Source organism: Nocardioides jiangsuensis (assembly GCF_019679455.1).
Classification (GTDB): Bacteria; Actinomycetota; Actinomycetes; order Propionibacteriales; family Nocardioidaceae; genus Nocardioides_C; species Nocardioides_C jiangsuensis.
The window spans coordinates 272,999-292,133 of sequence record NZ_JAIEZQ010000002.1 but is presented as its reverse complement, the minus strand read 5'-3'; the positions used below and the strand labels follow the sequence as shown (position 1 = coordinate 292,133).

Genomic DNA, 19,135 nt, shown 5'->3' with positions numbered 1-19,135 from the left:
ATGCAACGCGGACTGCACAGAGACGAAGGAGTCATGATGAGCGAGGTTCAGCACGGCCTTGAAGGCGTGGTCGCGTTCGAGACCGAGATTGCCGAGCCCGACAAGGAAGGCTCCGCACTGCGCTACCGCGGTGTCGACATCGAGGAGATCGTCGGCCGGATCCCCTTCGAGAAGGTCTGGGGCCTGCTGATCGACGGCGCCTACGACCCGGGCCTGCCGCCCGCCGAGCCGTACAACATCCCGGTGCACACCGGCGACATCCGCGTCGACGTCCAGGCCGCGGTCGCCATGCTCGCCCCCGCGTTCGGGATGCGGCAGACCTACGACATCAGCGACGAGCAGGCCCGCGAGGACCTCAGCCGGGTCGCCGTGATGGTGCTGTCGTACGCCGCGCAGGCCGCCCGTGGTCTCGACAAGCCCGTCGTCTCGCAGCGCGAGGTGGACAAGGGCGGGACGCTCGCCGAGCGGTTTATGATCCGCTGGAAGGGCGAGGCCGACCCCAAGCACGTCAAGGCGATCGACGCGTACTGGAGCTCGGCCGCCGAGCACGGCATGAACGCCTCCACCTTCACCGCGCGGGTGATCACCTCGACCGGCGCCGATGTGGCCGCCGCGTTCTCCGGCGCGATCGGTGCGATGAGCGGCCCGCTGCACGGCGGCGCGCCGTCCCGCGTGCTCGGCATGATCGAGGAGGTCGAGCGGCGCGGCGACGCCCGCTCCTACGTCAAGGAGCTGCTCGACAACAAGGAGCGGCTGATGGGCTTCGGACACCGGGTGTACCGGGCCGAGGACCCCCGCGCCCGGGTGCTCCGACGCACGGCACAGGAGCTCAGCGCTCCGCGCTACGAGGTCGCCGAGGCGCTCGAGAAGGCGGCGCTGGCCGAGCTCCGCGAGCGCCGCCCCGACCGGGTGCTCGAGACCAACGTCGAGTTCTGGGCGGCGATCGTCCTGGACTTCGCCGAGGTCCCGCCGCACATGTTCACCTCCATGTTCACCTGCGCCCGCACCGGCGGCTGGTCGGCGCACATCCTGGAGCAGAAGCGCACCGGCCGCCTGATCCGGCCCTCGGCGAAGTACGTCGGCCCTGCCCCGCGCAAGGCGGAGGACGTCGACGGCTGGAGCCAGGACTGGGCCTGAGCATGGACCTGCAGCGGACGCGGGCGATGTGGGACCGCGAGGCCGCGGTCTTCGACCAGGAACCCGACCACGGCCTGCGTGACCCGGCGACCCGGGCCGCGTGGCGCGAGCTGCTGCTGCCGCACCTGCCGGCGGCGCCCGCCCGCGTCGCGGACCTCGGCTGCGGCACCGGCACCCTGTCGGTGCTGCTCGCCGAGGCGGGCCACACCGTGGACGGCGTGGACCTCTCCGGCGAGATGGTCGACGCCGCCCGCCGGAAGGCCGCGACGGCGGACGTCCCGGTGACGTTCCGCGAGGGCGACGCCTCCGACCCGGAGCTCGAGCGGGCGGCGTACGACGTCGTGCTGTCCCGGCACGTGCTCTGGGCACTGCCCGACCCGTCCGCGTCGCTGGCCCGCTGGGTGCGGCTGCTGCGCCCCGGCGGCCGGCTGGTCCTGGTCGAGGGGAGCTGGAGCACCGGGGCGGGGCTGACCGCCGAGCAGACCGAGCGGCTCGTGCGCGAGCACCGCTCGGACGCGACCGTGCAGCGGCTCACCGACCCGGTGCTGTGGGGCCGGCAGATCGAGGACGAGCGCTACCTGCTGGTCAGCCTGGTCTGAGGCGGGCGACCGCGGGCCGTTGGCGATACCCATCCCGTTCGCTAGACTTTCCGGCGAGGGGAGTACTTCCCTGGCCCGCTCCGGTCACTCCGGCCTCCCACGAGGCCTCGGACGGGCGCCTGCTCCGCAGGTGAAGGAGACCTCAGACACCGTCTGAGGAGACCCATGCTCTCGACCGTTGCCGCAGGCGCGGCCCCTACCGCGCTCGACTCCGTCGGCACGCCCCTGCTCTGGGCGACGACGCTCGGTCTGGTCGTCGCGCTGCTCGCGCTCGACTTCGTCCTGACCCGCCGGCCGCACGAGGTCGCGATGCGCGAGGCGCTCGCCTGGTCGGCCTTCTACGTCGCGCTCCCCCTCGCCTTCGGCGGGTTCGTCTGGTGGCGCTTCGGCACCGACCGGGGGCTGGAGTACCTCACCGGCTACCTCGTGGAGAAGTCGCTGAGCGTCGACAACCTCTTCGTGTTCATGCTGCTGCTGGGCGCCTTCGCGGTACCGAAGGCCCTGCAGCAGCGGGTGCTGCTCTACGGCATCGTCGGCGCACTCGTCCTCCGCGGCGTGTTCATCGCCCTGGGCGCGGCCGCGCTGAGCCGCTTCGACGCGATGTTCCTGGTCTTCGGGGTCATCCTGCTCGTCACCGCGGCGAAGGTGCTGCGCGACGCGATCCGCGGAACCGACCACGACGTCGACGTCGCCCGCCTGCGCAGTGTCCGCCTGGTGCGCAGGCTCGTGCCGGTCACCGAGGACTACCAGGGCACCCGGGTCCTGAGCCGGGTCGACGGCCGACGCGCGGTGACGCCGTTCGCGCTGGTGGTGGTGGCCGTCCTCGCCACGGACGTCGTCTTCGCTGTGGACTCGGTCCCCGCCGTCTACGGCATCACGGGCGACCCGTTCCTGGTCTTCGCCACCAACGCGTTCGCCCTGCTCGGCCTGCGGGCGCTGTACTTCGTGCTCGAGGGCGCGCTGAGCCGGCTCGTCCACCTCGGCTACGGGCTGGCCGCCGTCCTCGGCTTCATCGGCACCAAGCTGGCCCTGCACTGGGCCCACGAACGGTGGAGCGCGGTGCCGGAGGTGCCGACCCTGCTCTCCCTCGGCGTGATCGTGGGCGTGCTGGCCCTGACCACGGTGACCAGCCTCCTGGCGACCCGCACCGGCGCCCGGAACGAGGACGAGCGGGTCCCGGTCTGACCGTGGTACGGCGTCAGGCCTGCCCGGCGATCTGGATCAGGTTGCCGCAGGTGTCGTCGAGGACCGCCGTGGTCACCGGCCCGAGGCTCTGCGGCTCCTGGGTGAAGCGGACGCCGAGCGCGCGCAGCCGCTCGAACTCCGCGGTCACGCCGTCGACCGCGAAGGAGGTGAAGGGGATCCCGTCGGCCACCAGCGCGTCCTTGAACGTCCGGGCCGCCGGGTGCTGGTCGGGCTCGAGGAGCAGCTCGATGCCGTCCGGGTCGTCCGCCGAGGCCACGGTGAGCCACCGGAACTCCCCCAGCGGCAGGTCGGTCCTGGGCACGAACCCGAGCACCTCGGTGTAGAAGCGCAGGGCCTTCTCCTGGTCGTCGACGTACACGCTCGTCAGGTTGATCCTCATCGGCGGCTCCCTCTCCTCGTCCCGTGCTGCCCAGCCTCGCACGAGACGCCGACACCCCGGCAGGACGACGTCGCCCCTCCCCCGCGAGCAGCGGAGGAGGGGCGACGTACGAGCGTGAGGGCTGCCGAGGGTCAGCGGCCGCGGCCGCCCGAGGAGAACGACGCGGCGCTGTGCGACGAGGAGCCGCCCGAGCGACCGCCCGACGTACGACGGGGGGCCGAGGTGCCGCCGGCACCGCCCGAGCCACCACCGGAGCGACGACGCGAGCCACCCGAGCGGGAGCCCGATCCGGCGCCGTTGCCGGAACCCGACGGGGCGCCGTTGCCGGAGCCGCCGCCCGAGCGGGACCGGGAGCGGCCGCCGGAGCGACCACCGGAGCGGCCGCCACCCGAGCGGGCCTGGCCGCCGGAGCGGGTCTCGGCGCTCACCGCGGGCAGCGCGCTCGCTTCGACGAAGGTGCGCTCGCCCGGGGCGATCTGGGTCAGCACGGGGTCGCCGAGCCGGACGCGCGTGATGGTGGGCTTGATCCCGGCCTTGCGGGTCAGGTCGCGGACGTCGGGGACCTGCGCGTCGAGCATCATCGTGACGACGGTGCCCTCGGCGCCGGCCCGCGCGGTGCGGCCGGAGCGGTGCAGGTACGCCTTGTGCTCGACCGGCGGGTCCGCGTGCACGACGAGGCTGACGTCGTCCACGTGGATGCCGCGCGCCGCGATGTCGGTGGCGACCAAGGTGGTGGCGTTGCCCTCCGAGAAGGCGGTGAGGTTCCGGGTCCGCGCGTTCTGCGACAGGTTGCCGTGCAGCTCGACCGCGGGCACGCCCTTGGCGTTGAGCTGCCGGGCGAGCGCCTTGGCGCCGTGCTTGGTCCGGGTGAACACGACGGTCCGGCCCGGGGCCGCGGCGAGGTCGGCGATCACGGGGAGCCGCGTCTCCTTCTCGACGTGCAGCACGTGGTGGGTCATCTTGGTGACCGGCGACTGGGCCGAGTCGACGCTGTGCACGACCGGGTCGTGCAGGTAGCGCTTGACCAGGACGTCGACGCCGGCGTCGAGCGTGGCGGAGAACAGCAGGCGCTGCCCGTCGCCGGGGGTCTTGTCGAGCAGGCGACGGACGACCGGCAGGAAGCCGAGGTCGGCCATGTGGTCGGCCTCGTCGAGGACGGTGATCTCCACCGAGCCGAGGTCGACGTGACCGGACTGCATGTGGTCGGCGAGCCGGCCGGGGCAGGCGATGAGCACGTCGACGCCGGCGCGCAGGCCCTGGATCTGCGGGTTGGGGCGCACGCCACCGAAGACGGTCAGCGTCTTGAGCGACATCTCCTTCGCGAGCGGCGCGAGCGCGGCCTCGATCTGGCTGGCGAGCTCGCGGGTCGGGGCGAGGATCAGCGCGCGCGGCCGGTTAGGGCGGCGCTTGGAGGTGCTCGACGCGAGGCGGGTCAGGACCGGCAGCAGGAACGCGTAGGTCTTGCCGGAGCCGGTCCGGCCGCGGCCCAGGACGTCGCGGCCCTTGAGCGAGTCCGGGAGCGTCGCGGCCTGGATCGGGAACGGCGCGTCGATGCCGGCGGCGGCCAGTGTCTCCACGAGGACCGGCGGCAGGCCGAGGCCGGCGAAGGTCACGTCGGTGGGTTCAGTACGGGAAGAGGACAGGGTGCTGGGGCGGTTGTCCGCCATAGGGGAAGCTCCGAAAAGTAGAAGGGTCGTCCTGCCCGGCGCGGGAAACGGTGCCCGCGGCGCTTGGTGGATGACACAAGAAAGCCGGCCCGAGGCAGAACTGATGGGGCCGGTGAGTCGAGTGTACGCAGGTGCGCCCGTGATGTGCGAACCGAACCGGTGTGACCCGGAACGCGTTCCCCGGCCCCTTCCCCGGAGACGACGACAGGGCCGCGGCTCCCCGAGGGGTGCCGCGGCCCTGCCTGGTCGAGCGTCAGCTCGTGGTCTGGATCCGGTCGAGCGCCGGGGCGTAGACCGGCGAGCTCGCACCGAGGTAGTCGGTGAACGCGTCGAGGTCGATCGGCCCCGTCACCTGGTTCGTGCCACCGGTGAGCACCGAGAACCCGTCGCCGCCACCGGCGAGGAAGTTGTTCACGGTGACGCGGTAGGTCTCGGTCGGCAGCACCGCGGTGCCGTCGAACTCCAGGCTGCCCGGGACCACCCGGGTGCCGGTGCACGGGTCGGCACCGGTCGGGGCCGTGGTGCCCGCGGTGTTGACCGTGTACGACACCGTGTCGGACGGGTAGAGCGTCTTGGCGACCTGGAACTGCTGCTCGAGCATGCAGTACAGCTGCGCCCCGGTCAGGTCGAGGGTGACCAGGTTGTTCGCGAACGGCTGGACGGTGAACGCCTCCTCGTAGGTGACGTCACCCGCGTTCAGGTCGGCCCGGACGCCGCCCGGGTTCATGAACGCCGCGACCGCTCCGGTCTCGTCGTCGGTGGCGGCGAGCTGCGCGTCGGCGATGACGTTGCCCAGCGCGGACTCGCCGAGGGCGTAGATCGGCTCGCCGTTGCTGTTCGTGCCCGACTGGAAGAGCCGCTCCTGGGTCTTCGTCAGGGGCTCCGCGGTCTTGCCCACGACCTCGCTCGCGATCGGGCCGAGCGCCGCGCGGTAGTGCGCGATCAGGTCGGTCTGGGCGGGGTCCTTGGCCACGTCGCGGGTGACGATGACGTTGTTGGCACCGGCGCTGAGCACGTCGCCGGTGGTGCGGTCGATCGACAGGTCGATGTCGGTGACGAGACGGCCGGCGGAGCTGGCGCTGGTGACGAGCTTGCCGTCGATCTCGCAGTTGTAGGCCTGGTGCGTGTGGCCGCTGACCACCACGTCGATCGCGTCGCTCATGCCCCGGGCGATGTCGACGACCGGGCCGGCGAAGCCGTTGCAGCCGTTGACGTCCCAGGCGTTGGCGCCGGTCTGCGCGCCACCCTCGTGCAGCAGCACGACGATGCTCTCGACCCCGCGGTCCTGCAGCTCGGCGGCGTAGCGGTTGGCGGTCTCCACCTCGTCGGCGAACTCGAGCCCGGCGACGCCCTCCTGGCTGACGATCTCCTTCGTGCCCTCGAGGGTCATCCCGATGAAGCCGACCTTGACGCCCTGCACCTTGTGGATCGCGTAGGGCGCCATCAGCGGCGCGCCGGTCTCGGTGCGGAAGGCGTTGGCGGAGAGGTACCGGAAGCCCGCCCCGGCGTACGGCGTCCCGTCCGCGCAGCCGTCCACGGGGTGGCAGCCGCCGTTCTGGATCCGGAGCAGCTCGTCGGCGCCCTCGTCGAACTCGTGGTTGCCGACGCTCGCGTAGTCGAGCCCGGCCGCGGTCAACGCCTCGATGGCCGGCTCGTCGTGGAAGGCCGCGGAGAGCAGCGGCGAGGCGCCGATCAAGTCGCCGGCGGCGACGGTGATCGTGTTCTCCTCCTCCTCCAGCTGGGCGGTGAGCTGCCGCAGCTGCGTGGCGAGGTACTCCACGCCGCCCGCGTCCACGGTCACCGGCGACCCGGTCGCCGAGACGCCGGTCTGGATCCGGCCGCCCGAGCCGCTCGGGGCCTCCAGGTTGCCGTGGAAGTCGTTGATGGCGAGCAGCTGGACGTCGACGGGCTTGGGCCCTTGGGTGCGCGGGCCGGCGGCCTCGGGTCGCGCCGGGGCGGCGCCCGCCGTCTGCGGGACGATGCCCACGGTGACGGTGAGCAGCGCCGCCGTCGTGGCACCGGCCACGGCGAGCCGGCGCAAGGGGGACCTGGTCATGGGTTCTCCGAAAGGATCGATGAGCGGTTCGTGGGGCAAAGCCTGCCGCCGCCGGAGCGGATGACCCGGTGGACGGCCCAGGTCAGACTACGAGAAATCTTCAGGACATACAGGGATCACACGGATCATTTACGGTCAGGCGCGACGGGTCCGGCGGGCGGTCCGGTAGCTCGGCTCCCGCAGCCGGTGGACCAGGTCGTAGGTGGCCAGCCCGGGAACGGTGTTCCGCACCGGGTCGAAGGAGATCTCCGGGTCCGGGCCGGAGGTGCCCGACAGGTCGAGGTGGGCGACGTGCCGCCACGGCCCCGACGGGGAGGCGCAGGCGATCTCGAAGCTCCCCTCCCCCGTCCCGACGGCGGCCAGCAGCAGCGGCCCGTGCGCCGTCCGGTACGGGAGCAGCGTGGTGAGCGGCCGCCCGTAGGGCGTCCCGCTCGCCGTGAGCACGAACCGGGTGAGCCGGCCCAGCCCGGTGGTGGCGAACAGCAGGTCGCCGTGACCGCCGTCGTCCCGCGGCACCCGCAGCGCCAGCCCGTGGATGTCCGGCAGCGGGGAGGGCAGGCCCACCGCCCGCGACCAGCGCACCAGCACCTCGTCGTCGCCGGGCTCGTCCAGCCAGGCCACGCCGGTGGGCGGCTCGGCTCCGGTGCGGCGCAGCCTGCCCACGACCACGCGGCCCCGCGGGTGCAGCGGCTTGCCCGCCGTGCGCACCGCCGCGACCGCGCGGGTGGCTCCGGCCAGCGCGATCCCTCCGGCGGACGAGGCGACCCTTCGGACCGGTGCGGCGACATTCCCCATGCCGGGTACTACCCGCGGGCGCCCCCTCGTGAACCCGGGTGAGGCCGGCCGGACGATCCACCGGCCCTGAGGTCAGAGCGGCCTTCCGTAGTAGCGCGACTTCGGGGACCACGCGTAGTGACCGAAGCCCGGCACCGGGGCGTAGCCCGAGGACTCGTAGAGCGCGATCGCCTCGGGCTGCTCGATCCCGGTCTCGAGCACCATCAGGTCCGCCCCGGCGTTCCGGGCGGTCGCCTCCAGGTGGTCGAGCATCCGCCGGGCCAGCCCGGCACGACGTGCGGGCGGGGCGACGTACATCCGCTTGATCTCCGCGGCGACCGTGCGGCCGAACGCGGTCACGTCGGGGCGCATCCGCCACCCGCCCATCGCGACCGGGAGCCCGGCGAGGTACCCCACGAAGAAGGCGCCGGCCGGGGCGTCGAACATCGTCGGGTCCAGCGGGGTCTCGTCCGGGCCGCCGTAGCGGAGGGTGTACTCCGCCTGCACCTCGGCGACCAGCTTCTGCGCGTCCTGGTGGGTGAACGCGACGCGGCGGACCTCCAACTAGGCGCCCGTCGCCGTGCCGCAGCCGTCGCAGAACCGCGCGTCGGCCTCGTTGCGCCGCCCGCAGGAGCGGCAGTAGGGCCCGGTCCGCCCATGGTCCGGCGCCCACCCGGTGGTCGGCCCGCCGAGGCCCAGGCTCTGCGCGGCCGTCCGCATCGCCGGGGAGTACTCCTCGGCGATGTACGACGCCGCGGCGCCGGCGAACCCGAGCTGGAGCAGCACCCCGCCCACGAAGAACAGCGGGACCCCCACGAAGAAGAGCCAGAACTTCGTCGGCTCCGCGGTCATGTCGCCGGTGGCGAACAGGTCGGCGACCGCGACCCCGATGCACGCGAGCGCAGCGAGCACGAACAGGGCGCCCAGCACCCGGAAAGCCATCCGCCGCGAGCGGCGTCCACCCGTCGTGTCCTGCCCGCTGCCGGGCGTCAGGCCGCTGCTCATGATGTGTCCCCGTTCGTGGTCGTGTTGTGGCTGGTGACACAATATGGCCGCAGACAGCTCTGACAACGAAGTCAGGTCACCACCACTCGATTCTGACGAGGTTCACACGTGACCGACGCGATCACCATCCCCGACGCGCTCAAGCCTGCCGACGGCCGCTTCGGCGCCGGCCCCTCCAAGGTCCGCACCGAAGCCGTCGACGCCCTCGCAGCGACCGGCACCTCCCTGATCGGCACCTCGCACCGCCAGGCCCCGGTGAAGGACCTGGTCGGCCGGGTCCGCGACGGCGTCAGCCGGCTCTTCGACCTGCCCGAGGGCTACGAGGTGGTGCTCGGCAACGGCGGGGCCACCGCCTTCTGGGACATCGCCACCTTCGGCCTGATCCGCGAGAAGAGCCAGCACCTGTCGTTCGGCGAGTTCTCCTCCAAGTTCGCCAAGGCCGCGAAGCAGGCGCCGTTCCTGGCCGACCCGACGGTGATCGAGTCCCCGACCGGCAGCCGCCCCGAGCCGCGCGCCGAGGCCGGCGTCGACGTCTACGCGTGGGCGCACAACGAGACCTCCACCGCCGTGATGGCCCCGGTCAGGCGGGTCGAGGGCGCCGACGAGGGCTCCCTCGTCGTCGTCGACGCCACCTCCGGCGCCGGCGGCCTGCCCGTCGACATCAACGAGGTCGACGCCTACTACTTCGCGCCGCAGAAGTGCTTCGCCTCTGACGGCGGCCTCTGGGTGGCGGTCATGTCGCCCGCGGCCCTCGAGCGTGCGGCCGAGATCGCCGCGACGGACCGCTGGGTCCCGGCGTTCTTCGACCTGCCGACCGCGATCGACAACTCGCTGAAGAACCAGACCTACAACACGCCGTCGATCGCGACGCTGTTCCTGATGGCCGAGCAGCTCGACTGGTTCAACACCCAGGGCGGCCTCGACTTCGCGGTGTCGCGCACCACGGACAGCTCCAACCGGCTCTACGGCTGGGCGGAGAAGACCTCCTACACGACGCCGTACGTGACCGACCCCGCGCACCGCTCGCTGGTGATCGGCACGGTCGACTTCGACGAGTCGATCGACGCCGCCACGGTCGCGAAGACCCTGCGCGCCAACGGCATCGTGGACGTCGAGCCCTACCGCAAGCTCGGCCGCAACCAGCTGCGCGTGGCGATGTACCCCGCGATCGACCCGGACGACGTCGAGGCGCTCACCGCCTGCGTCGACCACGTCGTCGAGCGGCTCTGACCAGCGCGCCCACCACGAGGGCACCGAGCACCGCCGCCACCGCGTAGCCGCGCGGCCGGCCGAGCCCGACCCCGTCTCCCGCACCGGTTCCCCGGTCGTCGGAGGCGGGGTCGCTCGCTTCCGGGGCCGGCGCCGCCGAGACGGCCGGCGACGGTGAGGCCGACGCGGGCGCCCCGGACGGCGTCGCGGCCACGGCGCTGCGGACGCTCGCGGGCAGCGTGACCCGCAGGACCTCGGACCGCGCACCCTCGGAGCTCAGGAACACCTCGCCGCCGCGGCTGACCGCCACCGCCTCGCCCTGGTCCTGGTCGGGCAGCTCGAGGTCGGCGACCTGCTCGAAGCCGGGGTACGTGTAGACCGCGGCCGAGCCGTAGGTGCGCAACACGACGTGCCGGCCGTCGGGGAGGAAGGCGCCGTCGGTGACGGTTCCGCGGACCCGGGAGACCGCGGCCATCCGGTGCACGCTGCCCTGCTCCAGCCGCCGCGGCGCGGCGTAGACCGTCCCGCCGAGCAGCGGCACCTTCGACACCACGAGGACCCGGCCGGTGCGCGGGTGCACCAGGAGCGCCTCCGCGTCGTGGGGACCGTCGGGGTAGGCGAGCTCGAACCGCGCGGTGGAGCCGTCCGCCCCCACCCGGTGCACCGCGACCGTGGACCGGTCCCGGTTGTTGTCCCCGATGTCGCCCACCCACAGCGTCGCGCCGGGCCCGGGGGCGAGGGCCTCGACGTCGTCGGGCTCCGCGGCGGCGTACGACGTGGTGCCGGTGGTGTCCCCGGTCCGCCCGTCGACGGCGTACACCACCGCCTCGTCGCCGGAGTCGTTCACGGTCCAGAAGGTGCGGCCGCGCGCCACGAGGCCGCTCGACTCGTCGATCCGCTCGTCGGTGAAGGAGAACGCCACCTCGGACCGGACCAGCCCGTCGTCGCCTCCGGTGTCGATCCAGGCCGGCAGCGGCGCGAGCCCGGCGCCACCGCCGAGACCGAGCACGGCGGCCGCCCCGCCGAGGGCGAGCCGGCTAGTGGAGCCGCGCATCCAGGAGCTCCGCGAGCTTGGGCTGCACGCCCCAGGTGCGGGTCAGGTCCTCGAGCTCGCGGCGGGCGCTGTCCGACGGCTTGGCGCCGGTCCGGGTCGCGCGCAGCAGGGTGTTGCGCGGGGTGTGCTGGCTCTCCACGAACTCGATCACGTCGACGCGGTAGCCGACCAGCCGCAGCACCCCGGCGCGCAGCGCGTCGGTGAGGGTGTCGGCGAACCGCTCGCGGAGGATGCCGTGGCGGGTGACGAGGGCGTACGGCGGCGGGGTCGGGGCCCGGCGCAGCTGCGCGGCGACGTCGTGGTGGCAGCAGGGCGCTGCCAGCACCAGCGAGGCGTCCCAGTCCACCGCCCGGGCCAGGGCGTCGTCGGTGGCGGTGTCGCAGGCGTGCAGCGCGAGCACCACGTCGGGCGCCTCGTCGAGCTCCGCGGTGGAGATGTCGCCCTGCACGAACGTCATCGAGCCCGCGATCCCCAGCCGGTCGGCCACCGCGCTGTTGTGGGTGAAGGACTGCTCCTTCACGTCCACGCCGACGACGTGCACGGGCAGTCCGCGGACCGCACTGAGGTACCGGTGCGCGGCGAAGGTCAGGTAGGCGTTGCCGCAGCCGAGGTCGACCACGCGGAGCGGGTCCGCCTCGGTGGGCGTGCGGAGCCGGCCCGACGACATCGCGTCGTCGACGGCCGCGGCCAGGCTGCGCAGGAACTCCTCGACCTGGCGGTACTTCGCCTGCCGGCTGGGCTTGACCCGACCCTTCTCGTCGGAGATCCCGACCGCGACCAGCACCGGGTCGTCCTCGGGCAGCAGCCGCGGCTTGGCCCGGTCGTGCTGGCGGCTCACCGCGTCCGGCTCCGCGGCCTCCGCGGCCCGCGGGCCGGTGTGCACCATCGCCTCGAGCTTCTTGGTGACCCTCACCTGGTGCGACTCGGTGACGGTGTCCACGTGCCAGTTGCCGAACGGCTCGTCGAGCAGGTCGTCGACGGCGTCCCGCGCGGCGTCGCCGGCGGGGTGGTTCGACGTGTGGGCCTGGGTGTCGTCGTACGCCGTGACCTGGAGGTGGCGGCCTGCCTTGAGGTCGACGTACCGCATCTCGACCCGGCGCCAGCGCGGCGTCTGCCCCTTCTGGCGGCCGGAGGCGACGGCGCGGACGAGCACCTGGTCGTCGAGGATCAGGGCGCGCATCCGGGAGAGCACGCGCAGCAACGGTTCGGCCACGTCAGCCCCGGAACAGGGCCGAGGCGGCGACGAGGAGGATGAGGGCCACGAGCGCACCGGGGATCACCAGGCGTCGGTAGCGGGGGTTCATGAAGGCGAGTCTAACGAGCCGCGGACCCGGCGATCCGCGTGGCCCGATCGCGCTATGGACGCGCTCAGGGGCCGGGCATAGCGTCGCTGACGAGCACGAGACCACTTCACCGGGAAGCGGCCTGCAAGACACACTTTCGGGAGGCCACCAGTGTTCATCCAGATCATCCAGGGCAAGTGCAGCCGCCAGGACGAGCTCCGCGCCGCGGCGGACCGCTGGCGGACCGAGATCGGGGACAGCGCAGAGGGCTGGCTCGGAGGCACCTACGGCTTCACCGACGACGACATGTTCATGGGCGTGGTCCGGTTCGCCTCACGCGAGGCGGCGATGGCCAACTCGAACCGACCGGAGCAGACCCAGTGGTGGTCGGAGGTGGAGCAGCTCTTCGACGGCCCGGTCGAGTTCCACGACTGCGACAAGGTCATGCTGATGATGGAGGGCGGCTCCGACACCGCCGGGTTCGTCCAGATCATCCGGGGCAAGCTCGACGACCCTGCCCGCCTCGAGGCGGACCTGGACCAGATGACCTCGCTGATCCACGAGGCCCGTCCGGAGATCCTCGGCGCGACGTTCGCGATCGAGGAGGACGGCACGTTCACCGAGACCGTGGCCTTCACCGACGAGGCGGCCGCCCGGGAGGGCGAGGCCAAGGAGATGCCGCTCAACGAGGACGTACGCCACGTCTGGCAGGACTGGGAGCAGATCACCCACGACGTGACCTACATGGACCTGCACCACCCGTGGTTCGCCAGCCGGCCCTGAGCCGGCGACGTGACCTGACCGAGCTCAGTGCGCGGTGGCGCGCTGCAGCATGCTGCGCCCGGCGAGGGTGACGCGCTCGCGCGCCTCCCGCCGGGTCTCGGGGGTGTTCAGCCCCTGGCGACGGCTGAACAGCGCCACCGCGAGCAGGGTGCCGAGGATCGTCATGGCGCCGCCGCCGATGAGCGTCCAGCGAGCACCGAACGCCTCACCGACCCAGCCGACGATCGGCGACCCGAGCGGGGTGCCGCCCATGAAGATCATCATGTAGAGCGCCATCACCCGGCCGCGCAGCTCGGGGGCCACGCTGAGCTGGATGGTGGCGTTGGCGGCGGTGATCATGGTCAGCGCGGCGAGCCCGAGCGCCGGCAGCCAGATCGCGAAGGCGACGTACGTCGGCATCAGCCCCGCCACGATCTCGGCCAGGCCGAACCCGACCGCGGCCAGGATCACCAGCCGGTGCCGAGGACGGCCGCGCCGGGCGGCGAGCAGCGCGCCGGAGAGCGAGCCGACCGCCATCGCGGAGCCGAGGATGCCGTACTCCGAGGCGCCCTTCTCGAACACCTCGGTGGCCATCAGCGCCGAGGTCATCTGGAAGTTCAGCCCGAACGTGCCCGCGAAGAACACGATGGTCAGGATCATCACCAGGTCGGGGCGGCTGCGGATGTAGCGCATGCCGTCGCGGATCATGCCCTTCTGCCGCTGCTGCGGCTCGGGGGTGTCGAGCAGGTCGGCGCGCATCCGCTGGAGGACGAACACCACGGCGCCGTACGAGAGGCCGTTGATCGCGATCACCCAGCCGGTGGCCTCGGCCCCGCCGCCGAGCGCGGCGATCATGAACCCGGCAATGGCCGGACCGACGATCCGGGCGGCGTTGAACGAGGCGGAGTTGAGGCCGACCGCGTTGGTGAGGTCGTCGGCGTGGACCATCTCGCTGACGAACGACTGCCGCGCCGGGGCGTCGAAGGCGGTGCCGATGCCGAACACGAACGCGAGCACGTAGACCATCCAGGTCTCCACGACGCCGGTCACCGCGAGCGTGCCGAGAAGCAGCGCGGGCACCGCCATCATCAGCTGGGTGACCTGGAGCAGCCGGCGCTTGGGGAAGCGGTCGGCGATGAGGCCGGCGTACGGCGAGAGCAGCAGGATCGGCAGGAACTGGAGACCGGTGGTGATGCCGAGCGCGGTGCCGCTGTTGTTCGTCAGCTGGAGGACCAGCCAGTCCTGCGCCACCCGCTGCATCCACGTCCCGGTGTTGGAGACGACACCGCCGGCCGCGTACAGCCGGTAGTTGGGGTTGGAGAGGGCGCGGAACGTCGGACTCAAGCGTGAGCCAGCCTTTCGATGATGGGAGCTGCCTGGCGCAGCACGGAGCGTTCTTCGGGGGTGAGCTCGCGCAGCCTCTTGGCCAGCCACGCGTCACGGCGGCGGCGGTCGGCGGCGAGGATCGCCGAGCCCCTCTCGGACAGCGCGATCACCACCTGGCGACGGTCGGTCTCGTGCGGGTGCCGCTCGACGTAGCCGGACTCCTCGAGGCAGTTCACGGTGCGGGTCATCGACGGCGGCTGCACCCGCTCGAGCGCGGCGAGCTCGCCGATCGAGCACTCGCCGCTGCGGTAGAGGACCCCGAGGACGGACAGCTGGCCGATGCTCAGCTCGTCCCGGGAGTCCCGCTCGTTGCGCAGGCGGCGGCTCAGCCGGGCCACCGAGACCCGGAGGGCGGAGGCCAGCCCGGCGTCCGTGCGCGCGACGTGCTCGATCGAGGGTGCCATGTACTTAGCGTAACTCATTACCCTTGCTAAGCATTCCCCTTTGTCCCCTCGACTCGGGGACCGAGCAGGAGGTTCAGCCGATGTCGCGGCGGCGGAAGCCGACCCACCCCGCGGCGAGCGCGGCCACGGCCAGCGCGAGCATGGTGAGCACCGGACCCAGCGCCAGGTCGTCCGCGGGGACCGCGGGCACCGCCGGGACGTGGGTGAACGGCGAGAGGTCGGCCGCCCACTGGGGCAGCTCGAGGAGGCTGCCGAGCCAGCCGACGACGAAGCACAGCGCGACGGCCACCCAGACCGCGCCGGACGCGCGCGGCAGCCAGCCGACGAGCAGGACCACGAGCGCGGCGAGGAGGAGCACCGCCGGTAGGTACACCAGGGCGTAGCCGGTCATCCGCCACATCTCCGAGGACCGCCCGGTCGTCAAGGCGTAGGACATGCCGACTCCCAGCCCGCCCGACGCGACGACCAGCGTCGTACCGCCGAGCGTGACCAGGAGGGTCCCGAACAGCCAGCGGGCTCGCGAGACGCCGGTGGCCAGGAGCGGCTCGACCCGGCCGGCGGACTCCTCGGACCGGGTGCGCAGCGCCGAGGCGACCGCGAAGCCCGAGGCCCCGATCCCCAGCAGGAGCAGCGAGGTCGCGAAGAACGAGTCGACGATGTTCGTCACCCCGGCGCGCTGGAGGTACTCCGCGAGCGTCGGGTTGTCCTCGATCATGTTCTGGATCGACTCGCTGAACGAGCCGAGCAGCAGCCCCATCGACCAGATCCCGACGACCCAGCCGACCACCGCGCCGCGCTGCAGCCGCCAGGCCAGGCCGACCACGCCCGCCAGGGTCCTGCCCGCCGACGGGGGCCCGGGCCGGGAGGGAACGATCCCCGCCCCGAGGTCGCGCCGGCCCTCGAACAGCACCGTGCCCACGAGCAGCGCCGCGGTCAGGACCAGCGACAGCGCCAGCGGCCACCAGCGGTTGTCGTCGTAGACCCGCACCTGCTGCGACCAGCCCATCGGCGAGAGCCACGACCAGGCGTTCTCGCCGACGTCGCCGATCGCGCGCAGCCCGAAGGCCACCCCGAGGAAGGCGAGCGAGAGACCGACCGCGCCGCGGCCGTGGCTCATCACCTGGGCGGCACAGGCCCCCACCCCGGTGAACACGATCCCCATGGCGGCCACCGCCGCGCCGAACAGCACCGACTCCCGGACGGGCTGCTGCTCGACCAGGAACGACCAGGTGACCCCCGCCCCCACCAGCACCGAGGCACCCGCGGCGACCAGCACCGCGGCCGTGATCACCGCGTGCGGCGACACCACGGTCGAGCCGAGCAGCTCGACGCGACCGGCGTCCTCCTCCTTGCGCGTGTGCCGGACGACGGTGAACACCGCCATCAGCGCCACGCCGAGGAGCACGGTCAGGCTGGTCTCGTAGATCAGGATCCCGCCGATCTCGCGCAGCGCCACCGGCGGCCCGCCCATCGCGATCGAGGCGGGCGAGGTGCCCATGTTGACGGCGTACGACGCGATCTCGACCGGGGTGTCGTAGGTGCGGCGTACGGCGGCCGCCGACACGTAGGTGAGGACCACCAGCGAGAGGACCCACACCGGCAGGTAGACCCGGTCGCGCCGCAGCACGAACCGGACGAGGGGGCCGACGCCCGTGAACGCGCTCATCGCGTTCATCCCACGGTCTCCTCCGTGGGCACCTGCTCGCCGAACTGGCGCAGGAAGAGCTCCTCCAGGGTCGGCGGGTGACTGACCAGGGAGGTGATCTTCAGCGGCGCGAGGTAGTCCATCGCGTCGTCGAGGTGGTCGGTGTCGACGTCGAAGGAGACCCGCCCGTCCTCGTGCACCACGTGCGCCACCCCGGGAACCCGGCCGATCAGGTCCGGGGGCCGCTCGGTCGAGACCACCACCGTGGTCCGGGTGAGGTGACGCAGCTCGGACAGCGTGCCGCTCTGCACGACCCGTCCGGCGCGGATGATGCTCACCCGGTCCGAGAGCGCCTCCGCCTCCGCCAGGATGTGGCTGGAGAGCAGGACGGTGCGGCCCCGGGAGCGCTCCTCGCCGATGCAGCCCTGGAAGGCCGCCTCCATGATCGGGTCGAGCCCGGAGGTCGGCTCGTCCAGCAGGAGCAGCTCCACGTCGGAGGCCAGGGCGGCGACCAGGGCCACCTTCTGCCGGTTCCCCTTGGAGTAGCTGCGGGTCCGCTTGGTCGGGTCGAGGTCGAAGCGCTCGAGCAGGTCGTCGCGTCGCCTGTGGTCGATCCCGCCGCGGAGCCGGGCGAGGAGGTCGATCACCTCCCCGCCCGTCAGGTTCGGCCACAGCGCGACCTCGCCGGGCACGTAGGCCAGCCGCCGGTGCAGCGCCGCCGCCTCGCGCCAGGGGTCCCCCCCGAGCAGGGTGACCTGGCCCCGGTCGGCCCGGAGCAGGCCGAGCAGGATCCGGATCGTCGTGGACTTGCCCGACCCGTTCGGGCCGAGGAAGCCGTGCACCTCCCCGGTCCGGACCTCGAGGTCCAGGCCGTCGAGGGCGACCGTCGTACCGAAGGTCTTGACCAGTCCCGAGATCGAGATCGCGGTGCTCATGCCTCCACTGTCGCACCAGCGGAGGCCGAGCGTCAGGGACTTACGCCCCGAGCAGCTGCTTCACCGGGTCGATCGCGAAGTACAGGACGAACAGCCCCGCGACGACCCACATCAGCCCGTGGACCTCGGCGATCTTGCCGCGCACGACCTTGATCAGGACATAGGCGACGAAGCCGGCGCCGATGCCCACCGAGATCGAGTAGGTGAACGGCATCAGCGCGATGGTGAGGAACGCCGGGATCGCGATCTCCACGTCGTCCCAGTCGATGTGCCGGACCTGCTGCATCATCAGGAACCCGACCAGGACCAGCGCCGGGACGGCGGCCTCGTTGGGGATGATCTCCACGAGTGGGGCGAAGACCGTCGAGAGCAGGAAGAGCAGGCCGGTGACCACGCTGGCCAGGCCGGTACGGGCACCCTCCCCCACGCCGGACGCGGACTCGATGTAGGAGGTGTTGCTCGAGACGGACGCCGCGCCACCGGCGGCCGCCGCGACGGAGTCGACGATCAGGATCCGCTTGGAGTTCGGCGGCGTCCCCTCCTCGTCGAGCAGCCCGGCCTCGGCGCCGATCGCGGTCATCGTGCCCATCGTGTCGAAGAAGTCGGCGAGCAGCAGCGTGAAGATGAACAGCAGCGCGGTCACCACGCCGACCCGCTCGAAGGAGCCGAACAGGGAGAACTCACCGAGCAGAGAGAAGTCGGGGAGGTCGACGATCTGGTCGGGCCAGGCGGGCACGTTGAGGTTCCACCCGGTCGGGTTGACCGACCCGTCCTCCCGCACCGTCGGGCCGATGTGCGCGATGGACTCCACGATCACCGCGATCACGGTGGTGGCCATGATCGAGATCAGGATGGCGCCCTTGACCTGCCGGACGTAGAGCGTGACGACCAGGACCAGGCCGATCGCGAAGACCAGGACCGGCCAGCCCTGGAGCGTGCCGTCGAGGCCGAACCCGACCGGGACCGTGGTGCCCATGGAGTCGGGGTTGCGGCGGACCCAGCCGGCGTCCACCAGGCCGATCAGCGCGATGAACAGGCCGATCCCGACGCTGATCGCGACCTTGAGCTGCGCCGGGACGGCGTGGAACACCGCGGTCCGGAAGTTGGTGAGCACGAGCACGAGGATGACCAGCCCCTCGAGCACGACCAGGCCCATCGCGTCGGCCCAGCTCATCCCGGAGGCGATGGAGAAGGCGACGAACGCGTTCAGGCCGAGCCCGGTCGCCAGCGCCAGCGGGTAGTTGGCGACCACGCCCATGAGGATGGTCAGCAGCCCGGCGGCCAGCGAGGTGGCCGCGGCGATCGGCGCGAGGTCCGGTGCGCTCCCGCCGCCGAGGAACTGCTGGTCGCCGTCCTGCGCGAAGCCGAGGATGAGCGGGTTGAGCACGATGATGTAGGCCATCGTGAAGAACGTGACGACACCGCCGCGCACCTCCTGGCCGACGGTCGACCCGCGCTCGGTGACCTTGAAGAACCTGTCCAGATGGGTCGCTCGGGCAGAGCTGCGCTCGGTGGTCTGGGTGATCTTGTCCACGGGTGTCCCTTGAGGTGTGTCGTGACGGGAGGCGGGGGAGGCGCCGGACGGGCCCACCGGGGCCACGCCACCCGACATCCTCCCAGAGCGATGGCCGTCA

The 19,135-nt window shown here is 72.3% G+C and carries 18 protein-coding genes; 5 read left to right on the top strand and 13 right to left on the bottom strand.

Translation table 11 applies throughout. The features are described 5' to 3' along the window. Positions 1–36 precede the first annotated feature (36 nt). The 3 genes from K1X13_RS09845 (at position 37) to K1X13_RS09835 (ending at position 2,921) form a co-directional block, all read left to right on the top strand. The gene (locus tag K1X13_RS09845; RefSeq protein ID WP_221024914.1) at positions 37–1,137 is read left to right on the top strand and encodes a citrate synthase 2; all 1,101 of its coding nucleotides are present in this window, start codon (positions 37–39) and stop codon (positions 1,135–1,137) included. A gap of 2 nt (positions 1,138–1,139) precedes the next feature. Next, positions 1,140–1,736: a class I SAM-dependent methyltransferase gene (locus tag K1X13_RS09840; protein WP_221024913.1), complete on the top strand. Its 597-nt coding sequence runs from the start codon at positions 1,140–1,142 to the stop codon at positions 1,734–1,736. A 165-nt stretch (positions 1,737–1,901) separates the two neighbouring features. Beyond that, entirely contained in the window at positions 1,902–2,921 is a 1,020-nt protein-coding gene (locus tag K1X13_RS09835; RefSeq protein WP_221024912.1) for a TerC/Alx family metal homeostasis membrane protein, read from the top strand. Positions 2,922–2,934: 13 nt separating this feature from the next. On the opposite strand, the gene K1X13_RS09830 is transcribed toward K1X13_RS09835, so the two are convergent. From K1X13_RS09830 to K1X13_RS09805, 6 genes are all read right to left on the bottom strand, one after another. Beyond that, positions 2,935–3,321 carry a VOC family protein gene (locus K1X13_RS09830; RefSeq protein WP_221024911.1) on the bottom strand — a complete coding sequence of 129 codons (387 nt, stop codon included), beginning with the start codon at positions 3,319–3,321 and terminating at the stop codon, positions 2,935–2,937. Between the two features lie 131 nt (positions 3,322–3,452). Next, positions 3,453–4,934: a DEAD/DEAH box helicase gene (locus K1X13_RS09825; protein WP_308249486.1), complete on the bottom strand. Its 1,482-nt coding sequence runs from the start codon at positions 4,932–4,934 to the stop codon at positions 3,453–3,455. Positions 4,935–5,241: 307 nt separating this feature from the next. Next, entirely contained in the window at positions 5,242–7,044 is a 1,803-nt protein-coding gene (locus tag K1X13_RS09820; protein WP_221024909.1) for a bifunctional metallophosphatase/5'-nucleotidase, read from the bottom strand. Between the two features lie 135 nt (positions 7,045–7,179). After that, a complete protein-coding gene (locus tag K1X13_RS09815) occupies positions 7,180–7,839 on the bottom strand; it encodes a hypothetical protein (protein WP_221024908.1) in 660 nt (219 codons plus the stop codon). Between the two features lie 72 nt (positions 7,840–7,911). After that, positions 7,912–8,382, bottom strand: coding sequence for a GNAT family N-acetyltransferase (locus K1X13_RS09810; protein WP_221024907.1), 471 nt, complete (start codon positions 8,380–8,382; stop codon positions 7,912–7,914). Further along, on the bottom strand, positions 8,383–8,823 hold the full coding sequence (locus tag K1X13_RS09805; protein ID WP_221024906.1) for a zinc ribbon domain-containing protein: 441 nt from the start codon (positions 8,821–8,823) through the stop codon (positions 8,383–8,385). It abuts the gene before it with no gap. A gap of 108 nt (positions 8,824–8,931) precedes the next feature. On the opposite strand from K1X13_RS09805, the gene serC reads away from it, so the two are divergent. Continuing rightward, a complete protein-coding gene (serC, locus tag K1X13_RS09800; RefSeq protein WP_221024905.1) occupies positions 8,932–10,053 on the top strand; it encodes a phosphoserine transaminase in 1,122 nt (373 codons plus the stop codon). On the opposite strand, the gene K1X13_RS09795 is transcribed toward serC, so the two are convergent. Next, positions 10,016–11,086, bottom strand: a complete 1,071-nt coding sequence (locus tag K1X13_RS09795; RefSeq protein WP_221024904.1) for a hypothetical protein — start codon at positions 11,084–11,086, stop codon at positions 10,016–10,018. The genes serC and K1X13_RS09795 overlap by 38 nt on opposite strands. After that, positions 11,070–12,299: a class I SAM-dependent methyltransferase gene (locus tag K1X13_RS09790; protein WP_308249485.1), complete on the bottom strand. Its 1,230-nt coding sequence runs from the start codon at positions 12,297–12,299 to the stop codon at positions 11,070–11,072. Before K1X13_RS09790 ends, K1X13_RS09795 begins: the two co-directional genes overlap by 17 nt. Before the next feature lie 241 nt (positions 12,300–12,540). Here K1X13_RS09790 and K1X13_RS09785 point away from each other — a divergent pair, with 241 nt between their 5' ends. Beyond that, entirely contained in the window at positions 12,541–13,152 is a 612-nt protein-coding gene (locus K1X13_RS09785; protein ID WP_221024903.1) for a hypothetical protein, read from the top strand. Positions 13,153–13,176: 24 nt separating this feature from the next. On the opposite strand, the gene K1X13_RS09780 is transcribed toward K1X13_RS09785, so the two are convergent. The 5 genes from K1X13_RS09780 to K1X13_RS09760 all read right to left on the bottom strand — a co-directional run bounded on the left by K1X13_RS09780 (position 13,177) and on the right by K1X13_RS09760 (position 19,113). Beyond that, entirely contained in the window at positions 13,177–14,475 is a 1,299-nt protein-coding gene (locus K1X13_RS09780) for an MFS transporter (protein ID WP_221024902.1), read from the bottom strand. Beyond that, positions 14,472–14,921, bottom strand: a complete 450-nt coding sequence (locus tag K1X13_RS09775; RefSeq protein ID WP_225914930.1) for a MarR family winged helix-turn-helix transcriptional regulator — start codon at positions 14,919–14,921, stop codon at positions 14,472–14,474. Before K1X13_RS09775 ends, K1X13_RS09780 begins: the two co-directional genes overlap by 4 nt. Positions 14,922–14,994: 73 nt before the next feature. Beyond that, positions 14,995–16,596: an ABC transporter permease gene (locus K1X13_RS09770; RefSeq protein ID WP_221024900.1), complete on the bottom strand. Its 1,602-nt coding sequence runs from the start codon at positions 16,594–16,596 to the stop codon at positions 14,995–14,997. Continuing rightward, positions 16,593–17,501: an ABC transporter ATP-binding protein gene (locus tag K1X13_RS09765; protein WP_221024899.1), complete on the bottom strand. Its 909-nt coding sequence runs from the start codon at positions 17,499–17,501 to the stop codon at positions 16,593–16,595. Before K1X13_RS09765 ends, K1X13_RS09770 begins: the two co-directional genes overlap by 4 nt. A gap of 40 nt (positions 17,502–17,541) precedes the next feature. Continuing rightward, a complete protein-coding gene (locus K1X13_RS09760; RefSeq protein ID WP_221024898.1) occupies positions 17,542–19,113 on the bottom strand; it encodes an NCS2 family permease in 1,572 nt (523 codons plus the stop codon). Between the last annotated feature and the right edge of the window lie 22 nt (positions 19,114–19,135).